20 protein-coding genes and 1 pseudogene are annotated in these 23,614 nt (G+C 59.8%); 13 read left to right on the forward strand and 8 right to left on the reverse strand.

The window, feature by feature from the left end:
• Positions 1-66: 66 nt before the first annotated feature.
• From ASD60_RS03605 to secA, 4 genes are all read right to left on the reverse strand, one after another.
• Positions 67-1,017, reverse strand: a complete 951-nt coding sequence (locus ASD60_RS03605; protein ID WP_056852674.1) for a Nudix family hydrolase — start codon at positions 1,015-1,017, stop codon at positions 67-69.
• Positions 1,014-1,646, reverse strand: coding sequence for a glutathione S-transferase family protein (locus tag ASD60_RS03610; protein ID WP_056852675.1), 633 nt, complete (start codon positions 1,644-1,646; stop codon positions 1,014-1,016). Before ASD60_RS03610 ends, ASD60_RS03605 begins: the two co-directional genes overlap by 4 nt.
• Positions 1,647-1,738: 92 nt before the next feature.
• Positions 1,739-2,956, reverse strand: coding sequence for a bifunctional glutamate N-acetyltransferase/amino-acid acetyltransferase ArgJ (gene argJ, locus ASD60_RS03615; RefSeq protein WP_056852676.1), 1,218 nt, complete (start codon positions 2,954-2,956; stop codon positions 1,739-1,741).
• A gap of 122 nt (positions 2,957-3,078) precedes the next feature.
• On the reverse strand, positions 3,079-5,814 hold the full coding sequence (secA, locus tag ASD60_RS03620; protein ID WP_056852677.1) for a preprotein translocase subunit SecA: 2,736 nt from the start codon (positions 5,812-5,814) through the stop codon (positions 3,079-3,081).
• Positions 5,815-6,121: 307 nt separating this feature from the next.
• On the opposite strand from secA, the gene ASD60_RS03625 reads away from it, so the two are divergent.
• On the forward strand, positions 6,122-6,577 hold the full coding sequence (locus ASD60_RS03625) for a DUF721 domain-containing protein (RefSeq protein ID WP_056852678.1): 456 nt from the start codon (positions 6,122-6,124) through the stop codon (positions 6,575-6,577).
• A 105-nt stretch (positions 6,578-6,682) separates the two neighbouring features.
• On the opposite strand, the gene ASD60_RS03630 is transcribed toward ASD60_RS03625, so the two are convergent.
• Complete coding sequence (locus ASD60_RS03630) at positions 6,683-8,170, reverse strand: helicase HerA-like domain-containing protein (RefSeq protein ID WP_056852739.1); 1,488 nt, start codon at positions 8,168-8,170, stop codon at positions 6,683-6,685.
• Between the two features lie 188 nt (positions 8,171-8,358).
• On the opposite strand from ASD60_RS03630, the pseudogene ASD60_RS29760 reads away from it, so the two are divergent.
• The 5 genes and pseudogenes from ASD60_RS29760 to ASD60_RS03650 form a co-directional block, all read left to right on the forward strand.
• Positions 8,359-9,390 (forward strand): annotated as a pseudogene (locus ASD60_RS29760) (HAMP domain-containing protein); the annotation flags it as partial.
• A 93-nt stretch (positions 9,391-9,483) separates the two neighbouring features.
• Positions 9,484-10,248, forward strand: coding sequence for a methyl-accepting chemotaxis protein (locus ASD60_RS29765; RefSeq protein WP_442965975.1), 765 nt, complete (start codon positions 9,484-9,486; stop codon positions 10,246-10,248).
• Positions 10,249-10,467: 219 nt separating this feature from the next.
• Positions 10,468-11,589 (forward strand): glycosyltransferase family 4 protein, encoded by a 1,122-nt coding sequence (locus ASD60_RS03640; protein ID WP_056852680.1) that lies wholly within the window; start codon positions 10,468-10,470, stop codon positions 11,587-11,589.
• A complete protein-coding gene (locus ASD60_RS03645; protein ID WP_056852681.1) occupies positions 11,582-12,358 on the forward strand; it encodes a DUF2334 domain-containing protein in 777 nt (258 codons plus the stop codon). The genes ASD60_RS03640 and ASD60_RS03645 overlap by 8 nt, the downstream gene beginning before the upstream one ends.
• Positions 12,355-13,350: a lysylphosphatidylglycerol synthase transmembrane domain-containing protein gene (locus tag ASD60_RS03650; protein ID WP_056852682.1), complete on the forward strand. Its 996-nt coding sequence runs from the start codon at positions 12,355-12,357 to the stop codon at positions 13,348-13,350. Before ASD60_RS03645 ends, ASD60_RS03650 begins: the two co-directional genes overlap by 4 nt.
• Here the strand turns inward: ASD60_RS03650 and ASD60_RS29120 are convergent.
• The gene (locus tag ASD60_RS29120) at positions 13,337-13,513 is read right to left on the reverse strand and encodes a hypothetical protein (protein ID WP_177336551.1); all 177 of its coding nucleotides are present in this window, start codon (positions 13,511-13,513) and stop codon (positions 13,337-13,339) included. The two genes, ASD60_RS03650 and ASD60_RS29120, sit on opposite strands and share 14 nt — an antisense overlap.
• 86 nt (positions 13,514-13,599) lie before the next feature.
• Complete coding sequence (gene purU, locus ASD60_RS03655) at positions 13,600-14,448, reverse strand: formyltetrahydrofolate deformylase (protein WP_056852683.1); 849 nt, start codon at positions 14,446-14,448, stop codon at positions 13,600-13,602.
• A 337-nt stretch (positions 14,449-14,785) separates the two neighbouring features.
• Here purU and mvaT point away from each other — a divergent pair, with 337 nt between their 5' ends.
• Positions 14,786-15,163 (forward strand): histone-like nucleoid-structuring protein MvaT, encoded by a 378-nt coding sequence (gene mvaT, locus ASD60_RS03660; RefSeq protein ID WP_056852684.1) that lies wholly within the window; start codon positions 14,786-14,788, stop codon positions 15,161-15,163.
• Positions 15,164-15,253: 90 nt separating this feature from the next.
• Here mvaT and sbcB read toward each other — a convergent pair whose 3' ends face one another.
• Positions 15,254-16,684 (reverse strand): exodeoxyribonuclease I, encoded by a 1,431-nt coding sequence (sbcB, locus tag ASD60_RS03665; protein ID WP_056852685.1) that lies wholly within the window; start codon positions 16,682-16,684, stop codon positions 15,254-15,256.
• 185 nt (positions 16,685-16,869) lie between these two features.
• On the opposite strand from sbcB, the gene ASD60_RS03670 reads away from it, so the two are divergent.
• Genes ASD60_RS03670 through ASD60_RS03695 form a run of 6 tightly spaced genes read left to right on the forward strand, consistent with a single transcriptional unit; the run spans position 16,870 to position 23,592 of the window.
• On the forward strand, positions 16,870-17,595 hold the full coding sequence (locus ASD60_RS03670) for an RDD family protein (RefSeq protein ID WP_056852686.1): 726 nt from the start codon (positions 16,870-16,872) through the stop codon (positions 17,593-17,595).
• Complete coding sequence (locus tag ASD60_RS03675; protein WP_056852740.1) at positions 17,592-18,569, forward strand: stage II sporulation protein M; 978 nt, start codon at positions 17,592-17,594, stop codon at positions 18,567-18,569. The genes ASD60_RS03670 and ASD60_RS03675 overlap by 4 nt, the downstream gene beginning before the upstream one ends.
• Positions 18,556-20,100: a DUF4129 domain-containing protein gene (locus ASD60_RS03680; protein WP_056852687.1), complete on the forward strand. Its 1,545-nt coding sequence runs from the start codon at positions 18,556-18,558 to the stop codon at positions 20,098-20,100. Before ASD60_RS03675 ends, ASD60_RS03680 begins: the two co-directional genes overlap by 14 nt.
• Entirely contained in the window at positions 20,097-21,266 is a 1,170-nt protein-coding gene (locus ASD60_RS03685) for a DUF4350 domain-containing protein (RefSeq protein ID WP_056852688.1), read from the forward strand. Before ASD60_RS03680 ends, ASD60_RS03685 begins: the two co-directional genes overlap by 4 nt.
• Positions 21,263-22,264 (forward strand): AAA family ATPase, encoded by a 1,002-nt coding sequence (locus ASD60_RS03690; RefSeq protein WP_056852689.1) that lies wholly within the window; start codon positions 21,263-21,265, stop codon positions 22,262-22,264. Before ASD60_RS03685 ends, ASD60_RS03690 begins: the two co-directional genes overlap by 4 nt.
• Positions 22,261-23,592 carry a DUF58 domain-containing protein gene (locus ASD60_RS03695; protein ID WP_056852690.1) on the forward strand — a complete coding sequence of 444 codons (1,332 nt, stop codon included), beginning with the start codon at positions 22,261-22,263 and terminating at the stop codon, positions 23,590-23,592. Before ASD60_RS03690 ends, ASD60_RS03695 begins: the two co-directional genes overlap by 4 nt.
• Positions 23,593-23,614 lie beyond the last annotated feature (22 nt).

Here is a 23,614-nt window from a genome sequence, read left to right on the forward strand (position 1 = left end):
GCCTCGCTCCTACAGGATTTCGCGTGAACCTGTAGCAGCGAGGCTTGCCCGCGAAGGGTCCACCAACTACACCGAAGAATCAGGCCAGAAAGCCCGAATCCCAGCAACACCCTGCGCACCCGCCGCCCAGGCTTGCTGAACCTGCGCAGGCCCGACACCACCGAGCAAAAACACCGGTTTGCTGAAGCCTTCGATCAAGGTCGAAGCCTGCTCCCAACCCAGCGGCTCAGCCCCCGGATGCGTCAGCGTCGGCTGCACCGGCGACAAGGTCACGAAGTCCACGCCCATTGCTTCGGCCAACGCCAGTTCTTCGGCGTTATGGCAGGACGCGGCCAGCCAGCGCGAAGCCGGCAATGGCCGGCCGGCAGCCGCATACTTGCGCAGCTGCGCCGAAGTGATGTGCCAACCGGCGGCAGGAAAATCGCCCAGCCACTCGAACGGCCCCTTGATCATCAACTGCGCCTTGCCGGCACACAGCCCTACCGCATCAACGGCCAGGTCGCGATACTTCGGATCGTAACCGTTCGGTGCGCGCAACTGGATCAGCTTGATGCCGCCGGCAATGGCTTTCTGAATTCCGCGCAGCAAGGCCGGGGTTTCCAGATCTTCCGGGGTGATCAGGTACTGCTCGGGCAACCGGGCAGCCGCGACTATCGGCCGGTTGGCTTCGGGAAACTCGTAACTCGACAACTCACGAGCACTGACCCAGGCCAATGGCTGACCCTCAGCACCGTGTGGCTCACCGCTGAACGCCGAAACCTCCCAGACGTCGAGCAATACCTGCTTGTCCGGATAATCGTGGCGAACCTTGATCAACGGGCGCGCTGCACTGACGACAATGCCCAGTTCCTCATGAAGTTCGCGGGCCAGCGCGGTTTCCACCGATTCGTCGGCCTCGACCTTGCCACCGGGAAACTCCCACAATCCGCCCTGGTGCTGGGTATCGGCACGGCGGGCAATCAGGATCTTGCCGCTGTTATCACGGATAACGGCAGCGGCTACATGAACTCGTTTCACCGCTCGATTTCCTCCAGTCCGGCCTTCTGCCAGGCCTTGAATGCTGGCCATTGGTAGAGGGTTTCAACATAGGCTTCGTCCACCGCGGACAGTTTCACCCGATAGGTGCGCAGTCGTACGGCGATCGGCGCAAAGAACGCATCGGCCAAGGTAATGCGACCAAACAGGTAAGGACCGGTTTCGGTCGCGGCAGCACGGCACTCGGCCCACAACGCCGCCATGCGCTCGATATCCGCCTGCACGTCCGCCGGGAGCGGCGACAGCGGCGCGTCATGACTGAGGTCGAACGGCATGTTGCCACGCATGGCGAAGAAGCCGCTGTGCATTTGCGCACACGCCGCACGCGCCTGGGCACGGGCCGCGGTGTCTGTTGGCCACAGCTTGGCTTCAGGGAATTGTTCGGCCAGGTATTCAGCAATCGCCAGGGAGTCGGCGATGGTGCCGTGCTCGGTTTTCAGCAGCGGGACTTTGCCGGTCGGCGAATGCTTGAGCACACGCTCGCGGGTGTCGGGCTGGTTCAGTTTGATCAGTTCTTCGGTGTAGGAGGCGCCGGTCAGATCAAGCGCCAGGGCGCCGCGCAGGGACCAGGAGGAAAGCAGTTTGTCGCCGATGATCAGGTGAAGGCTCATGTTCGGGACCTTTGATGAAGGGGACAGGCCAAATCTCTAGCATCTGGTCGCCCCTAATCACGGGCTTGCCCGCGATTAGGGGCGACCCGCTCTTAAGTACGATACTCGGCGTTGATCTTCACGTACTCGTGGGACAGGTCGGTGGTCCAGATGGTTTCGCTGCAATCGCCGCGGCCCAATTCGATACGGATGGTGATTTCTTCCTGCTGCATCACTGCCGCGCCCTGGGCTTCAGTGTAGGTCGCGGCGCGCGCGCCACGGCTGGCGATGCACACTTCACCGAGGAATACGTCGATCTTGCTCACGTCCAGATTCGGTACACCGGCGCGGCCGACGGCAGCCAGAATTCGGCCCCAGTTCGGATCGGAAGCGAACAGCGCGGTCTTGATCAGCGGCGAGTGGGCCACGGTGTAACCGACGTCCAGGCACTCCTGATGATTACCGCCGCCGTTGACTTCAACGGTGACGAACTTGGTCGCACCTTCGCCGTCACGCACGATGGCCTGCGCCACGTCCATGCACACTTCGAACACCGCTTGCTTTAACTTGGCGAACAGCTCGCCTTCGGCACGGGTGATCTCCGGCAGCGCAGCCTGACCGGTGGCAATCAGCATGCAGCAATCGTTGGTCGAGGTGTCGCCGTCGATGGTAATGCGGTTGAACGACTTGTTGGCGCCGTCCAGCATCAGGTTTTGCAGCACGTCGCGGGAGACTTTGGCGTCGGTGGCGATGTAGCCGAGCATGGTCGCCATGTTTGGTCGAATCATGCCCGCACCTTTGCTGATGCCGGTCACGGTGATGGTCACGCCGTCGTGCTGGAACTGACGGCTGGCGCCTTTTGGCAACGTGTCGGTGGTCATGATGCCGGTGGCGGCGGCTTCCCAATTGTTGACCGACAGATCGTCGAGGGCCGCTTGCAGTGCACCTTCGATTTTCTCGACCGGCAAGGGCTCGCCAATCACACCGGTGGAGTAAGGCAGCACCTGGCTGGCATCGACGCCGGTCAGCTCGGCCAGTTTGGCGCAAGTGCGCTCGGCGGCGGCCAGGCCTGGCTCGCCGGTACCGGCGTTGGCATTGCCGGTGTTGGTCAGCAGGTAACGCACCGGGCCTTGCACGCGTTGTTTGGCGAGGATCACCGGGGCGGCGCAAAAAGCGTTCAGGGTGAACACGCCTGCCACCGTCGAGCCTTCGGCACAGCGCATGACGACGACATCCTTGCGCCCCGGGCGCTTGATACCGGCCGAGGCGATACCGAGTTCAAAACCGGCAACCGGGTGCAACGTTGGCAAAGGACCAAGACCAACAGCCATGAATGCGCTCCTTTATAAATGATGTCAGCACCGTTTCAGGAAAAACGGTGGTTCGAAATGGTAAAACGCCGCGACGGCAGAAGCCGGTCGCGGCGCGGGTATTTCAGCGATTGAAACGGGTTTTACTGGATCTGCCCGTGGCAATGCTTGAACTTCTTGCCCGAACCGCAGTAGCACAGCTCGTTGCGGCCCAGCTTCTGCTCGTTGCGAACCGGTGCGGTGGCGAGAGCCACATCGACCTCTTCACCCAGTTGCTCCGGTTGCTCCAGACCTGGGGCTTCTTCATGCAGGAACTGCATGCGGGCGGCCAGTGCCTCGGCTTCCTGACGCAGGCGCTGCTCTTCTTCGATCGGATCTTCGCGGCGAACCTGAACGTGCGACAGCACGCGGATCGAGTCGCGCTTGATCGAATCCAGCAGCTCGGAGAACAGCGTGAACGACTCGCGCTTGTACTCCTGCTTCGGGTTCTTCTGGGCATAGCCACGCAGGTGGATACCATGACGCAGGTGGTCCATGGTCGACAGGTGGTCTTTCCACAGGTCGTCCAGCACGCGCAGAACGATTTGTTTCTCGAAGCTGCGCAGCGCTTCGGCGCCCGCCTGGTCTTCTTTCTCGTTGTAGGCGGCGATCAGTTCCTGCATGAGTTTTTCGCGCAGGGTTTCTTCGTACAGGTGATCGTCTTCGTCGAGCCACTGCTGGATCGGCAGTGCCACACCGAAATCGCTCTGCAACGTAGCTTCCAGCCCCGCCACGTCCCACTGCTCTGGCAGCGATTGCGGAGGAATGTGGGCGCTGACGGTGGCGTTGAGGACGTCCTGACGGAAGTCGGCAATGGTTTCACCGATGTTGTTGGCAGCCAGCAACGTGTTACGCATGTGATAGATCACTTTACGCTGTTCGTTGTTGACGTCGTCGAACTCAAGCAGTTGCTTGCGAATGTCGAAGTTACGACCTTCAACCTTGCGCTGAGCCTTTTCGATGGCGTTGGTCACCATGCGGTGCTCAATCGCTTCGCCAGGCTGCATGCCCAGGGCTTTCATGAAGTTCTTCACCCGGTCAGAGGCAAAGATGCGCATCAGGCTGTCTTCCAGCGACAGATAGAAACGGCTGGAACCGGCGTCGCCCTGACGACCGGCACGACCACGCAGCTGGTTGTCGATACGGCGCGATTCGTGACGTTCGGAGGCGATCACCTGCAAGCCACCCGACTCGAGCACTTGCTGGTGACGCTTCTGCCAGTCGGCCTTGATCTGGGCAATCTGCTCAGGCGTCGGGTTTTCCAGCGAGGCCACTTCCACTTCCCAGTTGCCGCCCAACAGGATGTCGGTACCACGACCGGCCATGTTGGTGGCGATGGTCAATGCGCCTGGACGACCGGCCTGGGCAATGATCTCGGCTTCTTTTTCGTGGAACTTGGCGTTGAGGACCTTGTGTTCGATGCCTTCCTTCACGAGCAGGCTGGACATGTGCTCGGACGTTTCGATGGTTGCGGTGCCGACCAGTACCGGACGACCGGCGGCCATGCTTTCCTTGATGTCGGCAACGATCGCGGCGTATTTCTCGTCGGCGGTCAGGAACACCAGGTCGTTGTAGTCTTTACGGGCCAGCGGCTTGTTTGGCGGGATGACCATGACCTGCAGGCCATAGATCTGGTGGAACTCGAACGCTTCGGTGTCGGCCGTACCGGTCATCCCGGACAGTTTGTTGTACAGACGGAAGTAGTTCTGGAACGTGGTCGACGCCAGTGTCTGGCTTTCGGCCTGGATGTTCAGGTTTTCCTTGGCTTCGATGGCCTGGTGCAGGCCTTCGGACAAACGACGGCCCGGCATGGTGCGGCCGGTGTGTTCGTCGACCAGAACCACCTGACCGTCCTGCACGATGTACTCGATGTTGCGGTGGAATAGTTTGTGCGCACGCAGACCGGCGTAAACGTGAGTCAGCAGGCTCAGGTTGTGCGCCGAGTACAGGCTCTCGCCTTCAGCCAGCAGGCCGATGCGGGTCAGCGTTTCTTCGACGAATTGGTGACCGGCTTCGTTGAGCTCGACCTGGCGGGTCTTCTCATCGACGGTGTAGTGGCCGGGCTTGGTGACTTCGCCTTCGACTTCTTCAACGTGCAATTCCAGCTGCGGGATCAGTTTGTTGATCTCGATGTACAGCTTGGAGCTGTCCTCGGCCTGACCGGAGATGATCAGCGGGGTACGGGCTTCGTCGATGAGAATGGAGTCGACTTCGTCGATCACGGCAAAATTGAGTTCGCGCTGGAATTTTTCTTCCATGCTGAACGCCATGTTGTCGCGCAGGTAATCGAAACCGAATTCGTTGTTGGTACCGTAGGTGATGTCGGCAGCGTAGGCGGCGCGCTTCTCTTCCGGCGGCTGGAACGGCGTGACAACGCCGACCGTCAGGCCGAGGAATTCATACAGCGGGCGCATCCAGTTGGCGTCTCGACGGGCCAGGTAGTCGTTCACCGTCACAACGTGCACGCCCTTGCCGGACAATGCATTGAGGTAAACGCCCAGTGTTGCCACCAGGGTCTTGCCTTCACCGGTACGCATTTCGGCGATCTTGCCTTCATGCAAGGTCATGCCGCCGATCAGCTGGACGTCGAAGTGACGCATGCCCATGACACGCTTACCGGCTTCGCGGGCGACCGCAAAGGCTTCTGGCAGCAATTTATCGAGGGTTTCCCCTTTGGCGATGCGGGCCTTGAACTCGTCTGTCTTGGCACGCAATTGATCGTCCGAAAGGGCCACCATTTGCTCTTCGAAGGCATTGACGAGTTGCACCGTCTTGAGCATGCGTTTGACTTCACGCTCGTTCTTGCTTCCAAAAAGTTTCTTTAACAAAGGCGCAAACATATCGGCAGGATCTTCCACACTAAAGGGATGGAGGGCGGCCCCGTGAGTCGCCCGTGCAGCCCTCATGGCCGCATGCGAACGAGCATTCTACCCGGAAACGGTGGTGAGGAAAGTGGCGATGTTCCACGATGCTGGCACTGCGCTTTGACGGGGCTCACTTAAAATAAGGGCGTTTTGCTCAACTTCAACCCATTCAGGGAAGAAGTTAGTCGTTGATTTAATGAGTAAAGCATCCACAAAAGCAATGGGCGAGTGCATTCGGCGCTTTCTGCTACCATGGCGGCTCTGTTACTTCAGGTGTCTGATCATGGCATTTCGCCCTCTTACGGCCAGAGCACCCGCCGTTCTCCTTCGCGAAGCCAAGCCGCTCAAAGCCATTCTCGGCCACGCTCAACGCCTGGGTCATCTGCAACGCCTGCTGGAAAGCCAACTGCAACCCGCCGCTCGCGAGCATTGCCACGTGGCGTCCTGGCGTGAAGGCAGCTTGCTGCTGATCGTCACTGATGGGCATTGGGCCACTCGCCTGCGCTACCAGCAAAAACGCCTGCAGCGGCAATTGCAGATGTTCGATGAATTCGCCAGCCTCACGCGAATTCTGTTCAAGGTTCAGCCACCTACCGTTCAACAAGGTGCGGCCGGTCATACCATGGATTTGTCCAATGATGCGGCGGCGACCATTCAGGCGACGGCCGATGGCATCAGTGATCCAAACCTTCGGGCCGCGCTGGAGCGGTTGGCGGCGCACGCCAGGCCCAAAACCTGATAATGAACCCATGTAGGAGCGAGCCTGCTCGCGATAGCGATGTAACATTCAACGCATAAGTTGACTGATACGCCGCCATCGCGAGCAGGCTCACTCCTACAGGTTTCAGCGGCGTTTGTTGCCGCCCAATAAAGAGCCCATCAAACCGCGCACCAATTGTCGGCCGATCTGATTCGCCGCCTGTTGCATCGCTGACTTCAGCGCCTTCCCCGCCGCCGTGCCGAGGAACTCCCCGGCCTGTTCGGTGAAGCTTGGCTCTTGCTTGGCGGATTTGTCCGGTGCAGCCTCGGGTTCAGGCGCCAGTCCTTTGCGGCCCATCAGCACTTCATAAGCCGACTCACGATCAATCGGCTTGTCGTACCGGCCCTTGCACGGCGAACCGGCGATCAGCAGCGTACGCTCCGTCTCGCTCAGCGGCCCGATCCGCGACTGTGGCGGTGCCACCAAAACCCGTTGGACCATTTCCGGCGTGCCCTTTTCCTGCAAAGTGCCGACCAACGCCTCTCCAATCCCCAACTCAGTCAGCACCGACAGCGCATCGAATGCCGGGTTAGGCCGGAAACCGTCGGCCACCGCCCGCAGGGATTTCTGCTCCTTGGCGGTAAACGCACGCAAGCCGTGCTGGACGCGCAAGCCGAGTTGCGCCAGCACATCGTCCGGCAGGTCGCCCGGCGATTGGGTGACGAAATACACGCCCACTCCTTTCGAACGTATCAGCCGCACCACTTGTTCCAGGCGATCCTGCAACGCCTTGGGGGTCCCGGCAAACAACAGATGCGCCTCGTCGAAAAACAACGCCAACAGCGGTTTGTCCGAATCACCGCGTTCCGGCAATTGCTCGAACAATTCGGCCAGCAACCACAACAGAAACGTCGCGTAGACCTTCGGCGCTTCGTGCACCAGCCGACTGGCATCGAGCAAATGAATGCGACCACGACCGTCGACTGTCGGTTGCAGAATGTCTTCGAGTTGCAGCGCCGGCTCACCGAACAGCGCCTCCGCCCCCTGTTGTTCGAGCGTTGCCAGACGCCGCAGCAGGGCTTGGATGGAACCGGTGGTCATCAGCGCCGCATCATCGCCGAGCAGCTGTGGATGATCCTTGAGGTGATTGAGCAATGCCTTCAGGTCTTTGAGGTCCAGCAGCAACAAGCCTTCGCGGTCGGCGACCTTGAACGCGGCATACAGCGCCGATTGCTGACTGTCCGTCAGCTCCAACAGGCTACCCAACAATAACGGGCCCATTTCGCTCAAGGTTGTGCGCAGTGGATGACCGGACTGCCCGTGAATGTCCCACAAGGTCACCGGATAAGCCTGAGGCTTGTGGTTCAGCCAGGGCATTCCGGCGATTCGCTCGGCAATCTTGCCCTGGGGATTACCGGCTGCACCCAGACCGCAGAGATCGCCCTTGATATCGGCGGCAAATACCGCGACTCCGGCATCACTGAAGGCTTCGGCCATACGTTGCAAGGTGACGGTCTTGCCCGTCCCGGTAGCCCCCGCAATCAAACCGTGACGGTTGGCCAGGCGCATGGCCTGGGCGATCGGCTGCCCGGAAAGATCGGCGCCGATAATGAGTTGCAATGAGTCATGCATTTGGTCACCCATGGTTAATCTTTGATCCTTCACGGCCGATAGAAATAGCAACAAAGCAGACAGACACAATCTGGTAGGACATTTCCCTTAAGGAGCGATGGAAATATCACTTGCTTTCAACCCTGCCCCTTTTGCGTTCCTTTATAAAAGCACGCGCTGGGCAATAAGACCTTAGCGGACCCCAAGCCATGAATAAAAATCTACGCTTCAGCCATAAAATCCTGCTTGCCGCCGCCCTCATCGTCATTGCCACTTTCGCCTCATTCACCCTGTACAACGACTATTTACAGCGTAATGCCATCCGCGAAGACCTGGACAACTATCTCAACGAGATGGGGGATGTCACCGCCAACAACATCCAGACATGGTTGGCCGGCCGGATTCTGCTGATCGAAAACCTTTCGCAAAACATCGCCATCAACCCGGAACAAGCCAACGTAGCCGCCCTGCTTGAACAGAAAGCGCTGACCTCGACGTTCATGGCGTCCTACCTGGGCGATGCCACCGGGCATTTCACCATCCGACCCGACGCGAAGATGCCCGATGGCTTCGATCCACGGGTCCGCCCTTGGTACAAGGGGGCGGAAAACAGCAGCACGCCGACCCTGACCGAGCCCTATATCGATGCGGCGACCGGTCAAACCATCATTTCCATGGCCATGGCCTCGAAAAAATCCGGGCAAAGCATCGGCGTGATCGGCGGTGACCTGAGCCTGCAAACGCTGATCGATACCCTCAGCGCCCGCGACTTCGACGGCATGGGCTACGCCTTTCTGGTCAGCGCCGACGGCAAAATCCTGGTTCACCCGGACAAAGCGCTGGTGATGAAGTCCCTGAGCGAGGCGTATCCGAAAGACACGCCGCGAATCGGCAACGGTTTCAGTGAAGTCGATGTCGACGGCAAGACCCGCATCGTCAGCTTCACGCCGATCAAAGGCTTACCCTCGGTCAACTGGTACATCGGCTTGTCCATCGACAAGGAAAAAGCCTTCTCGATGCTCAGCGAATTCCGCGCTTCAGCGGTGGTGGCGACCGTCATCGCGGTGGCAATCATCATCGCCCTGCTGGGCATGCTGATCCGCATCCTGATTCAGCCGCTGCACGTCATGACCCGCGCCATGGCCGACATTGCCGACGGCGAAGGCGACCTGACCAAGCGCCTGACCATCGTCAACAACGATGAGTTCGGCACGCTCGGCACGGCATTCAACCGTTTCGTCGAGCGTATCCACGGTTCGATCCGCGAGGTGTCTTCCGCCACCGGCCAGGTCAACGAAGTCGCGTTGCGTGTGGTGGCGGCCTCGAACTCGTCGATGTTCAACTCCGACCAGCAGGCATCGCGCACCAGCAGTGTCGCCGCCGCGATCAACCAGCTCGGCGCCGCCGCCCAGGAGATCGCCCGCAATGCTGCGCAAGCATCGAATCAGGCCAGTGACGCCCGCAGCCTCGCCGAAGACGGCCAGCAGGTTGTGGACCGCAGCATTGCCGCGATGAATCAGTTGTCGAGCATGCTCAGCGCGTCGAGCACCAACATCGAGTCGCTGAACAGCAAAACCGTGAACATCGGGCAGATTCTCGAAGTGATCACCAGCATTTCCCAACAGACCAACTTGCTGGCGCTCAATGCCGCCATCGAAGCGGCGCGGGCCGGTGAAGCCGGGCGCGGGTTTGCCGTCGTGGCCGATGAAGTGCGCAATCTGGCGCACCGCACCCAGGAATCGGCGCAACAAGTGCAAACCATGATCGAGGAGCTGCAAGTCGGTGCCCGCGAGTCCGTCAGCACCATGAGCGACAGCCAGCGTCACAGCCAGGACAGCGTCGAAATCGCCAATCTGGCGGGTGAGCGCTTGAGCAGCGTGACCCAGCGTATCGGCGAAATCGACGGCATGAACCAGTCGGTGGCGACCGCCACCGAGGAACAGACGGCAGTGGTTGAGTCGATCAACGTCGACATCACCGAAATCAATACGCTGAACCAGGAAGGTGTGGAAAACCTGCAGTCGACGTTGCGCGCGTGTTCGGATCTGGAACAGCAGGCGGCGCGGTTGAAGCAGTTGGTAGGCAGTTTCCGGATCTAATCGCTCTCACCGGCCTCATCGCTGGCAAGCCAGCTCCCACAGAGTTCTGCAGCGGACGCAATTTTTGTGTACGACGCAAAACCTTGTGGGAGCTGGCTCGCCAGCGAAGGCGGTCTGTAACACATCGCATAACCCTGGCTGACAGCCCACCCCTCCAAACCTCAACCGAACATCTATTCTTCATTAAGGTCCACCCAAGGAGAGCAACGGACCGGAGGAGTGTTCATCGTGCATATCGCTGACATCACCATGTTTTACGCCCCTGCCAGCGGTGGCGTGCGCACTTATCTGGATGCAAAACATCATCGACTGTGTACAAGGCCCGGCACTCGCCACAGTTTGCTGGTCCCTGGCGCAGTTTTCAGTGAACAGGACGGTATCTATACCGTTCCGGCTCCTGCCCTGCCTTTCGGCAAGGGTTATCGATTCCCGCTGCGCCTGGCCCCCTGGCGCAATGTCCTGCACGACCTGCAGCCCGAACTGATCGAGGTCGGCGATCCTTATCTCACTGCCTGGGCAGCCCTGGACGCACGCAGGCAACTGGATGTGCCAGTGATCGGTTTCTATCACTCGGACCTGCCATTGCTGGTCAGCAACCGCATGGGCAACTGGGTGACTACCAATGTCGAAGCCTACGTCAGCAAGCTTTACGGCAACTTCGACCGGGTTCTCGCGCCCAGTCAGGTGATGGCGGACAAGCTCACGGGTCTTGGGGTTCGAAACGTTTTTGTCCAACCCTTGGGCGTCGATTTGCAGACTTTCCATCCCGAAAAGCGCGATCCGGGCCTGCGGGCCGAATTGGGACTGGACGACAACACCCACCTGCTGATTTTTGCCGGTCGCGGTTCCAAGGAAAAAAACCTGCCGGTGCTGCTCCAGTGCATGAAACGCCTGGGCAGGCGTTACCACTTGCTGCTGGTCGGTTCGTCGATGCCGAGCACGGTGCCAGGCAATGTCACCGTCATTGATGAATTCTGTCCCGCCGCGCAGGTCGCGCGCCTGATGGCCAGTGCTGACGCGTTGCTGCATGCAGGCGATCAGGAAACCTTCGGCCTGGTCATTCTCGAAGCCATGGCCAGCGGCATTCCGGTGGTGGCGGTGGCGGCAGGGGCTTTTCAGGAAATTGTCACTGATCAATGCGGCCTGTTATGTGCACCGAACGATCCGCAGGCGATGGCCAACGCCGTGCGCGAACTGTTCGCCCAAAACAGTGCGGCCCTCGGCCGACAGGCGCGACTTCATGCCGAGCGACATTACGCCTGGGACACGGTGGTCAACAGTTTGCTGGGGCACTATCACGCCGTACTCGGCAGTCAATGGCCACGCGCGGCCAATGGTTGAGCCCATGAATACGCCCAGCCTGTTACTGGTCTTGCACGATGTGGCGCCACAAACCTGGGCCGACTACCAACCCTTTGTCGAAGCCGTGGACGCACTGGGCAACGTACCCATCACCTGGCTGGTGGTGCCGAACTACCACAGACACAACGATCTGCACGCCCATCCGGACTTTCGCCAGCGGCTTGCCGAACGACTCGAACGCGGCGATGAATTGGTGCTGCACGGCTATTTTCATTGCGATGACGGATCGCCGCTGAACTCTGCGCGAGACTGGTTCATGCGCCGGGTCTATACCCACGAAGGCGAGTTCTACAGCTTGTCCCGGGAGGCCGCCCTCGCCCGTTTGCATGAAGGCATTGCGATGTTTGATCGATACCATTGGCCGCTGCACGGTTTTGTCGCGCCGGCCTGGCTGATGAGTGAAGGCACGCGGCAAGCCTTGCGACAACTGCCTTTGAGTTATACCAGCGACCCTCAACACCTTTATCGACTACCGGATTTCACCACGGTCGACGCGCCCGGGTTGGTCTGGAGCGCACGCAGTGCCTGGCGTCGCGGTTTGTCCAAGCTCGTCAGCGATCAGCGCGAACAACGCTGGCGCCAGGCACCGGTGATTCGCCTGGGCCTGCACCCGGTCGACATGCGCCATGAATTCTCGCGCACCTACTGGCTGCAAACCCTCAAGCGCCTGCTGGCAGACGGACGATCGCCCATGACCAAGGCAAACTGGCTGGCCCTGCAAAGCCAGAACAGGGAGCGCGCCGCATGAGTCGCGGGATCCTGCTGGTGATCGGCCTGCTCGCTGCGGTGCTGATCCCGTGGCTTTTGGGTGGAAGCGAAACCTGGTCACGATTGAGTGCTTTTCCGCTGAGCGGATTATTGGTCATGTTCGGCATGATCCTGCTGTGCTGGGTGGTAAACACCCTGCGATTGCGCCTTTTATTGGGCGATCAGCGCCATAAGGTCAGCCCCGTCAAAAGCCTTGGCGTGGTCATGGCTGCCGAATTCGCTTATTGCGCCACGCCTGGCGGCAGCGGCGGCCCGCTCACTATCATGGCGCTGCTGGGACGCAACGGTGTGCGTCCGGCCAGAAGCAGTGCCGTGTTCGCCATGGACCAGTTGAGCGATTTGTTGTTTTTCCTCTGCGCACTCAGCGGGATTCTGATTTATGCGCTGTTTCAACACCTGAGCCAGCGCATGGAATGGCTGTTGATCGTCAGTGCCGTGTCGATGTTCGGCGGATTGATCAGTTGTGTGCTTGTGGCGCGGTATCACCGCTTGCTGATTCGCCTGAGCGGCCGGTTGCTGGCCCGCCTCAACGTGCAGCCCACCACCCGGATGCGCTGGGCGCGAAAGCTCCTGAGTTTTCTGGCGGCGTTTACTGACACACTGAAGCTGCCTTTTCAGACATTGATCACTGTGTTTGCCCTGACCTGCCTGCACTGGATTTTACGCTACAGCGTGCTGTATCTGGCGCTGCGCGGGCTCGGTGCAGACTTGCAATGGGCCTGGAGCTTTTTGATCCAGATGCTTTCGCTCAGTGCAGGTCAATTCAGCCTGTTGCCGGGCGGAGCCGGCGCGGCGGAACTGACGTCGGCGGCGCTGCTGGCGCCCATGGTGGGGAAATCCACCGCAGCGGCGGCGATTCTGATCTGGCGGGCAGTGACCTATTACTTCTATCTGCTGGTCGGTGGGCCGGTGTTCTTGCTGATGCTGGGGCGGCCGCTGCTCAAGAAGTTGATGAAACTCAAGCAGGCTTAGGCGGGTTGTCGGGCTCTTGCTGCAACTGCTCCCACAACTCGGCAGCGCCTGGAAACTCCGTTCCATCCTCCGGGCTCAGGTCGTCCGGGTCGTAACGGCTCAAACAACCTTCGCCCAGGGTGGCGGGCGCCTTGGAAGTGGCTTTGTCCAATGGATCGGCCATGGTCATGTCCTCATGCAGAAACGGCGAAGGGCCTGAAGCGATTGAACGCCCAGGCCCTTCGAATTTCAACCGGGTCGTGCGGTAAATCAGAACACGACGGTTTTATTGCCGTGCACCAACACCCGGTCTTCCAGGTGATAACGCAGACCGCGGGCCAGTACCATCTTCTCGACGTCACGGCCGAAACGCACCATGTCTTCAATGCTGTCGCTGTGGCTGACACGCACCACGTCCTGCTCGATGATCGGGCCGGCGTCCAGCTCTTCCGTCACGTAGTGGCAGGTCGCGCCGATCAGTTTCACGCCGCGCATCGAAGCCTGGTGATACGGCTTGGCACCGACGAACGACGGCAGGAAGCTGTGGTGAATGTTGATGACCTTGTGCGCATATTCACTGCACAACTCGGGCGGCAGGATTTGCATGTAACGGGCAAGGACCACCACTTCGGCATCGTGATGTTTCACCAGACGCGAAACCTCGGCGAAAGCCGGCTCCTTGTCCTGCGGGTTGACCGGCACGTGGTAGTAAGGAATGCCGTGCCACTCAACCATGCTGCGCAAGTCATCGTGGTTGGAAATCACACAAGCGATTTCGCAGTCCAGTTCATCGCTGTGCCAGCGATGGAGCAGGTCGGCGAGGCAGTGGGATTCGCGGCTGGCCATCAGTACCACGCGTTTCTTTTGCGCGGTATCGGTGATACGCCAGTCCATCGAGAATTCTTCGGCAATCGGCGCAAACGCTTCGCGCAAAGCTTCGATACCGAAAGGCAGCGAGTCGGCACGAATCTCGTGACGCATGAAGAACCAGCCACTGAGATTGTCCGAGTGGTGGCTCGCTTCAGTGATCCAGCCGTTATGTGACGCCAGAAAGTTACTGACTTTAGCAACGATGCCGACGCGGTCGGGGCAGGAAATCACCAGCCGAAAAGTGCGCATGGGGGGGAAACTCCAGAACTTCGCAAAGGCGGCCATTCTAGCGATTGCGCAGCAAAACTGCAGTATTGATGACGTGCCGTGCTGTCAGATGGCAACCGACGCTGGGCCTGCCCGTGCACCTCGTTCGTCAAACGACAGTGCAGTAAGCCTTCCACAAGCACTCCTTTGTAAATATCTGTAGCCGAGCTTCAAACTATTTAACTGCATCGAAAATGTGCAGCGAATTGCGGACAATTTAATTAAATAAACCTGCTTTAATGTTTACTTGATGAAACACCCTGACTATTATTGCGGCACTGTCCCCCTGCCATCCTGCGCCACACATAAGGTAGTAATCATGTCCTTGATCAACGAATATCGCGCCACCGAAGAAGCTATCAAAGAGCTGCAAGCCCGTTTGAAGAATCTGTCCCAAGACGACAAACTGCAAACCGAGCTGGAATTTGAAGGCAAACTGCGCACCCTGATGGGCGAATACTCCAAGTCCCTGCGTGACATCATTGCTTTGCTGGACCCGGAATCCAAAACCAAGGCTCCACGTGGCGGCGTTGTGAAAACTACCGGCACCAAGCGTGCTCGCAAAGTTAAACAATACAAAAACCCGCACAACGGCGAAGTCATCGAAACCAAAGGTGGCAACCACAAGACTCTGAAAGAGTGGAAAGCCAAGTGGGGCGGTGACGTGGTTGAAGGCTGGGCTACCCTGCTGGGCTAAGCCGCCAGCCCCGTCTGCGACAAAAAATAACGCCAGCCAATCGCTGGCGTTTTTTTATGCCTGGAGTTCAGGCTCCGGGTGTTTTCGATTTCAAAGATTCAAACGTGAGCGTAACCCGAGAACATGTTGCTGCCATTCGCCGAGTACCTGTTGCTGAAACGCTGTCGCAGTAACAGCCATTTGGGCTGCGGCCTCGGAGAAACTTTCCAGGGTATTGGGGGCGCCCCACTCAGGGTCCGACAAGCGCTTCTGACAAAATAGTCTCCAGCGCTCTTGCTCTTCAAGATTCAGCGTTTGCGGAAAGTTGCGTGCGCGATATCGAAACAATAATTCAGGCAAACGTTCATCATCGAAAGGCCATTGAGCTTGTGCTAATTGAGCCGGGTCGGCAGAACGTACTTGTTCACATAGACGCCGATCACGGTCACCGATAAAACCATCGTATAACTGTTGTTCAGGGTCCAGGCTGACAGAAAAATCCTCACGGGCATAAATTGCCGCAACTTTATCCAGCCAGACTTGCTGCGCGTCACTTAGTCGCACCGTACGCTGCTGATACAGCGGCATATCCAGGCCAAGACGTTGCTGATCTTCAGGACGAAGTACCGACAACGGCGCCACTACCGGGCATTTATTGATGTGAATGAGCTTGAGCGGAACCGGCAACTCGCCCTCGGCCAGATCATCGCGGCGGGTATAGAGGCGCTGACGCAACGTGTCGGAATCCAGATCGAGCAAACCCTGGGGATCAAGATGCAGGTCGCAGACTATCAGCGCATTCTTGTTGCGTGGATGCCAGGCCAGCGGTAACACCACCCCCACAAAGTTGCGTGCCGCTGAAAAGCGCCCGGAAATGTGTACCATCGGTTGCAACAGGCGAATCTGGTCCAGCACCTTTTGTTTGCTGCGTAACTTGAACAGCCATTCATAGAGCTTCGGCTGTTTTTCCCGGATCAACCGCGCCAAAGCGATCGTCGCGCGTACATCCGACAGCGCTTCGTGGGCATTGCCGTGATCGATGCCGTTGGCGGCGGTCAGACGCTCAAGCTTGAGCGTCACCCGCCCCTCATCGTCTGTTGGCCAGACAATACCGTCGGGACGCAAGGCATATGCTGCGCGCACCACATCGATCAAATCCCAGCGACTGTTGCCGCCCTGCCACTCCCGTGCGTACGGGTCGAAAAAATTGCGGTACAGGCTGTAGCGGGTCATTTCGTCGTCGAAGCGCAAGGTGTTGTACCCGGCTCCACACGTGCCCGGCGCAGCCAACTGGGCGTGCACGCGGGTCATGAAGTCGGCTTCGCTCAACCCCAGCATGGCCAGGTTTCCAGGCGTAATGCCGGTGATCGCGCAGGCTGCCGGGTGCGGCAGGATGTCGTCGCTGGGCTGGCAATAGAGATTGACCGGCTCGTCTATTTCATTGAGATCGAAGTCAGTACGCAGCCCCGCCATTTGAAGGGGGCGGTCGCAACGGGGGTTGATGCCCGTCGTTTCATAGTCGTACCAGAAGATAGAGGTCACAGGCGTTTCCCGAACTGAAGATCGACGAAGTCTAGGCGTTCACGTCCCGCCCCGGCCAGTAATCTTGTGATTCAAACACTCCTGGTTACTCAAACCGCAATACATAGTTATGTCGTTTTCCCCAGTGAGGCTGCTAGCATCGGGGAACGAGACAATCCCGATCAGGCCACATCATCAGGTTGCCCATGCTCGAGACCACAGCACTGCCAAGGAAAGCGACGCTGTCCCCGCCACTGGATACGCGGTATCAAGTTGAAACGCCTGAAGGCATCGACTTGCCTCTGCGACCCGCCGGGCTGATGGTGCGTGCGCTGGCGTTCGCCATCGACCTGGCACTGCGCGGCGTGATCCTCGGCGTGCTGTTCATTGTCCTGGCGATGCTCGGAAAACTCGGCGCCGGCCTGGGCTCGCTGCTGATCTTTGGCGTGAGCTGGTGGTACATGGTGCTGTTCGAGGTCCTTAACCAGGGCCGCTCACCGGGCAAGCAATGGATGGGAGTGCGCGTGGTGCAGGACGATGGCACACCGATTGGCTGGTCCGCGTCGCTGTTGCGCAACTTGCTGCGGTTTGTCGATTTGTTGCCTTTCGGCTACTTCCTCGGGGCAATCAGTTGCCTGCAGCATCCCGGCTTCAAACGCCTCGGCGATGTGGCGGCCGGCACGTTGGTGATCTACCGTGAACAGCCGCTCACCCGTCCCCAGCTACCGCCAGCCCAACCGCGCCGCCCGGCAATAACCCTGAGCCTGAGCGAACAACGCGCCATCCTCGGATTCGCCGAACGCCAGGCCGAACTGTCCCCTGCGAGGGTCAATGAGCTCGCCGCGATCCTGGCGCAACCGTTGCAGGTTCCAGCGCCACAAGCCGTGGCTGAACTCAACGGCATCGCTCGCGGTTTGTTGGGCCCGGCATGAAGCAAAGCCTTTTCGAACATCGGCACATGGCCGAATGGGAGCAGTTTTCCCTCACGCTGCAACGTCTGGAACAGGACAGGAAGGCCGACGGAGTCGGCGATTTCCCGGCTGACTATCGTCGTCTCTGCCAACATCTGGCACTGGCTCGGGAGCGCGGCTACAGCAGTTTCCTGATCGATTCGTTGCAACAACAGGTCCTGCGCGGACACCAACAACTGTATCGCCATCGCAGCCACCTGGGGGCCAATGTACTGGCATTCATCCTCGCCGGATTCCCCCGCCTGGTCCGTGAGCAATGGCGCTTCGTGCTTGCCGCCAGCCTGCTGTTTTTCGGCAGCCTGATCGGCATTGCGCTGCTGGTGTACCTGTTCCCGGACCTGATCTACAACCTGATCCCGGCCGAGCAGGTCAGCGAAATGCAAAACATGTACGACCCCGAAGCCGGTCATCTCGGGCGCTCGGCGGAACGCGCGGCCAGTGAAGACTGGGTGATGTTCGGCTACTACATCATGCATAACATCGGCATCGCCTTTCAGACCTTCGCCAGTGGTTTGCTGTTTGGCCTGGGCAGCGCGTTCTTCCTGCTCTTCAACGGCTTGATGATCGGCGCGGTGGCCGGACATCTGACGCACATCGGCTACGGGCAAACGTTCTGGTCCTTCGTGATTGGCCACGGCGCCTTCGAATTGACCGCCATCGCCCTCGCCGGGGCGGCCGGCCTGCAACTGGGCTGGGCATTGATTGCGCCGGGGCGCCTGCCCCGCTCGGAAGCCTTGCGCCTGGCGGCACGCAAGAGCGTGTTGCTGATTTGCGGGGTGATGCTGTTCCTGCTGATTGCGGCGTTCATCGAGGCCTATTGGTCGTCGATGACGGCAGCAACGCCCATGACCAAATACCTGGTGGGCGCGCTGCTCTGGCTGTCGGTCACGGTTTATCTGCTGTTTGCCGGACGGGTCCGCCATGCGACTGAGTGACGCCAGTGTGGTGATCCGCCCGCGCCCGACCTGGGAAGCCATGGACCTGGGCGTGCTGTTGAGCCAGCGCCATCGACGTCTGCTGATGATCAGTTGGGCGATCATCACCTTGCCGGTTTTTGCCCTGCTGAGCGGCTTGCTGTGGGAGTCGCCATCCCTTGCCGTGTTCATTTTCTGGTGGCTGAAGCCGGCTTTCGAACGCCTGCCGCTGTACATCCTGTCCAAAGCCATATTTGGCGAAACACCCACCCTCAAACAAGCCCTATGCCAATGGCCACGGCTGCTCAAGCCGCAATTGCTGGCCAGCCTGACCTGGCGACGCTTTGGTATGAGCCGCAGCTTTGTGTTACCGGTGGTGCAACTCGAAGGCCTGAGCGCCGAAGCGAGACAGCAGCGCATTCATGTGCTGTTGCAGCGCGATGCCGGTGCGGCACGGTGGCTGACGCTGATTGGCGTGCATTTGGAAACTGCACTGTGGATCGGCCTGATGGTGCTGTTCTATCTGCTGTTGCCGCAACAGGTCGCACTCGACTGGAGCTGGCAATCGCTGATCGCCGCCGCCACCCAGGACTGGCGCTGGCTGGAGCATCTGACCAATGCCTTCTACGCCCTGGTGCTGGTGGTGTGGGAACCGATCTATGTAGCTTGCGGCTTCAGCCTCTACCTCAACCGCCGTACTGTATTGGAAGCCTGGGATATCGAACTGGTGTTCCGCCGTATGCGCCAGCGCTTGAACGGCGCTGCCATCGCGGTTTTGCTGGCAGTGATCCTGTTGCTCCCGACTGGACACGATGCCTGGGCCGACGCTGCGGTGGCAACGCCTGACAGTCCGCGCTTGCTGGAACAACCGCTGACCAGTCAGGCGTCCCGCGACAGCATCAAGGCGATCCTTGAGCAGCCGCCGTTCAAGAACAAGGAAACGGTGATCCGTTATCGCTTTGGCGACGACATCGACAGTGCCGAAACACCGGCTGACAACAACACGCCAGCCTGGTTGAAGGCACTGTTCGGGTTGTTTGACAGTCAGCGTTTCGGCGCACTGGCCACGCTGATCGAAGCCTTGCTGTGGGGCATCGTGGCCGCCGCCATTGGCTTGTTGATCTGGCATTACCGCGACCTGTTGCAGGCGTTTGTCAGTCGCCGTCCGAGCCTTGGCAAAAAAACCACGCGACCGACACCGCAACAGGCGTTCGGCCTGGATCTTGGCCGTGACACCTTGCCCGCCGACGTCGCCACCAGTGCCGAAAACCTCTGGCAGAGCCATCCCCGAGAAGCGCTGGGATTGCTCTACCGCGCCCTCCTCAGCCACCTGCTGCACGATTACGACATCGCGCTGAAAGCTGCCGACACCGAAGGCCAGGTGCTGGAACGCATCGAACAACTGCAACAACCGGCGTTGTTGGCCTTCAGCAAAAAACTGACCGGGCATTGGCAGAACATGGCTTACGGGCATCGCTTGCCCGCCGCGCATTTGCAGCATGAATTGTGTGATGGCTGGCGAGCATTGTTCGGCCCTGGAGCCGCGCATTGAACCGGCGCGGGTGGCTGATCACGTTCGGCATAGTCGTCGCGGTGCTGCTGGTCGCGCTGAGCGTGTATCTGTATTTCAAGGCCACGCCCTATCCGGCAGAAATCGATCATGGTCCATCGCCCGAGGCACAGGCCAATCCTTATCTGGCCGCCGAGCACTTTCTGCGCAAACAAGGCCTGGTCGTCGGCCATGCCAATAGCCTCGACGTTCTGCCGAGCCTGGAGCCGCATCAACACAGCCTGCTGTTACTGGGCGATCGCTACAACATGACGCCACGGCAGATTGATCAATTGATGAACTGGACCCGTGCCGGAGGGCGCCTGTTGTTCGTCGCCCAGTCGCTGTGGGATGAAAAGGTCGGGCAAAGCAATGATTTGTTGCTCGACCGGGTACAACTGCATCAGTCCCTGAGCAAGGACCTCAAGGACCCGCCGCCGGCCGATGGCGAAAAAGATCCTTATCCGCAACTGACCAAGCTCTACCTGGAAAACGAAGACGCCCCGGCGTATGCCGGCTTCGACACGGCCTTCCATCTCGAAGACCCGAAGAATCTCGCCCAGGCCTGGGCCAACAGCGGCAAGGCCACACACATGATGCAACTCAACCACGGGCTCGGCTCGATCATTGTGGTGACCGACGCCGACTTGTGGAAAACCCCGGCGATCGATCAGTACGACAACGCCTGGTTGTTGTGGTACCTGACCGCGGATACCGATGTGACCCTGTTGTTCAACACCGATCACGACAGTTTATGGACGTTGTTGCTGCGTTATTTCCCCCAAGCGCTGGTTGCCTTGCTTGCGCTGATTGCCCTGGGGCTCTGGCATGTCGGTGTGCGCCACGGGCCATTGCAGGAGCCGACACCGAAAGCACGCCGACAATTGCTCGAGCACCTGCGCGCCAGTGCCGATTTCATGTTGCGACGCAACGGCCAGCAGAGCCTGCTGCAAACGTTGCAACAAGACATTCTGCGCCGGGTCCGACGACGCCATCCCGGCTATGACCAACTCGGCGTTGCCGAACAATGGCTGCTGCTCTCACGCCTGACCGGCCAGCCCACACGTGCTATCAGCCAGGCCATGAGCCCACGGAAGAAGCAGCGACTTTCCAGTGCAGAATTCAGCCGCCAGGTCGCCCATCTGCAAACCTTGAGGAACGCGTTATGAGTGAACCGATCGAGCCCGACGCACCCAGCCATGCCGCTCAACAACGACAGCGCGCCAGCCAGTTGGCTCAGGCGATACGCGTCGAACTGCAAAAAGCCGTGATCGGCCAGGACAGCGTTATTGACGATGTGCTCACGGCGCTGATTGCCGGGGGGCACGTGTTGCTCGAAGGCGTGCCGGGGCTGGGCAAGACCTTGCTGGTGCGGGCGCTGGCACGCTGTTTCGGTGGGGAATTTGCACGCATTCAGTTCACCCCGGACTTGATGCCCAGCGACGTCACCGGGCATGCGGTGTACGACCTTCAGACCGAGCAGTTCAAACTGCGCAAAGGGCCGCTGTTCACCAACCTGCTGCTGGCCGACGAGATCAATCGTGCCCCGGCGAAAACCCAGGCCGCACTGCTTGAGGCCATGCAGGAGCGGCAAGTCACGCTTGAAGGCCGCGCCCTGCCGATCGCGCAACCGTTCATGGTGCTTGCCACGCAAAACCCCATCGAACAGGAAGGCACTTACCCGTTACCGGAAGCCGAGCTGGATCGCTTCATGCTCAAGGTGCGCATGGACTACCCCGACGCCGAACAGGAGTTGAACATGGTGCGTCAGGTCAGCCGTTCGACCCGCGCCGACATGCTCGATGTGCAACCGCTGCGCACGGTGCTGCAAGCCAAGGACGTGCTGGCGCTGCAACGCATCGCCAGCGACTTGCCACTGGACGACCAGGTGCTCGACTACGCCGTCCGCGTGGCCCGCACCAGCCGCAGCTGGCCGGGCCTGACCCTTGGCGCCGGGCCTCGGGCTTCCATCGCCCTGGTGCGCTGCGCCAGGGCGCGGGCCTTGTTGCGCGGCGGCGAATTCGTGATTCCGGATGACATAAAAGGTTGTGCCCTGGCGGTGCTGCGCCATCGCGTGCGCATCGCCCCGGAGCTGGATATCGAGGGTCTGGAGGTCGATCAGGTGTTGCGACAATTACTCGACCAAGTTCCGGCGCCGCGCCTGTGAAACCAAGTCGCCTGCTGTTGCTATGGCTGGGTGTGCTGCTGGCCATCGGCATCGTGCTGGGCGCGTTGCAGGCGCTGGATGTTGCGTTGCCGGCATCTGTGTCGCGAATCAACTGGGGCCTGCTGCTGGCGCTACTGGCCCTGGCGTTGCTCGATGCCATTCGCCTCAAGCGACTGCCCTCCCCACGGATCACACGACAGATGCCCGGCAGCCTGGCACTCGGTCGCTGGAGCGAAGTGCGACTGACGGTCGAACACGACTTCGCCCAACCGCTGGACATACGCCTGTTCGACCACGTGCCGCCAGGCCTGTGCTTCGAAAACCTGCCACTGGCGGTGGCGCTGCAACCCGGCCTGCAAAGTGTTATGGCTTATCGTCTGCGTCCGGTCAGCCGCGGCCACTTCAGTTTCGAACGCTGCGAAGTCAACCTGCCTGGCCCCCTGGGCCTGTGGTCAGACAAACGCCTGCTGAAGCTGACCGATCACACCCGTGTCTATCCCGACTTCGCCCGCCTCTACGGCGGTCAACTGTTGGCGGTGGATAACTGGCTGAGCCAACTCGGCGTGCGCCAGCGACAACGCCGGGGGCTGGGTCTGGAGTTTCATCAGTTGCGCGAATTTCGCGAGGGCGACAGCCTGCGCCAGATCGACTGGAAAGCCACCGCCCGGCAGCGCACCCCGATTGCCCGGGAATACCAGGACGAGCGCGACCAACAAATCATCTTCATGCTCGACTGCGGCCGCCGCATGCGCAGTCAGGATGATGAGTTGTCGCACTTCGATCACGCGCTCAACGCCTGCCTGCTGCTCAGTTATGTCGCATTGCGCCAGGGTGATGCGGTCGGTCTCAGTACGTTCGCCAGCGACACACCGCGCTACCTCGCACCGGTCAAAGGCACCGGGCAACTCAACACATTGCTCAACAGCGTGTATGACCTGAACAGCAGCCAACGCAGTGCCGACTATCAAGCCGCCGCCACGCAATTGCTGGCGCGGCAAAAACGCCGCGCGCTGGTGGTGCTGCTGACCAATCTGCGCGATGAGGACGATGAAGAGCTGCTAACGGCCGTCAAACGCCTGGGCCAACAGCATCGCGTGCTGATCGCCAGTTTGCGCGAAGACCTGCTCGATAACCTGCGCGAAACACCGGTGCAGACCTTGCCCGAAGCCCTGGCTTATTGCGGCACGGTGAACTATTTGAATGCACGGGCTGAACTTCACGAACGGTTGAGCGCTCATGGCGTGCCAGTGCTGGATACACGGCCGGGGCAATTGGGGACGCAATTGGTGACGCAATATTTGAGCTGGAAGCGTGGCGGCAGCACTTAGGCGCAAAAGACCGCCGTCAGCG

The sequence above is a fragment of the Pseudomonas sp. Root562 genome (assembly GCF_001427125.1).
GTDB lineage: Bacteria > Pseudomonadota > Gammaproteobacteria > Pseudomonadales > Pseudomonadaceae > Aquipseudomonas.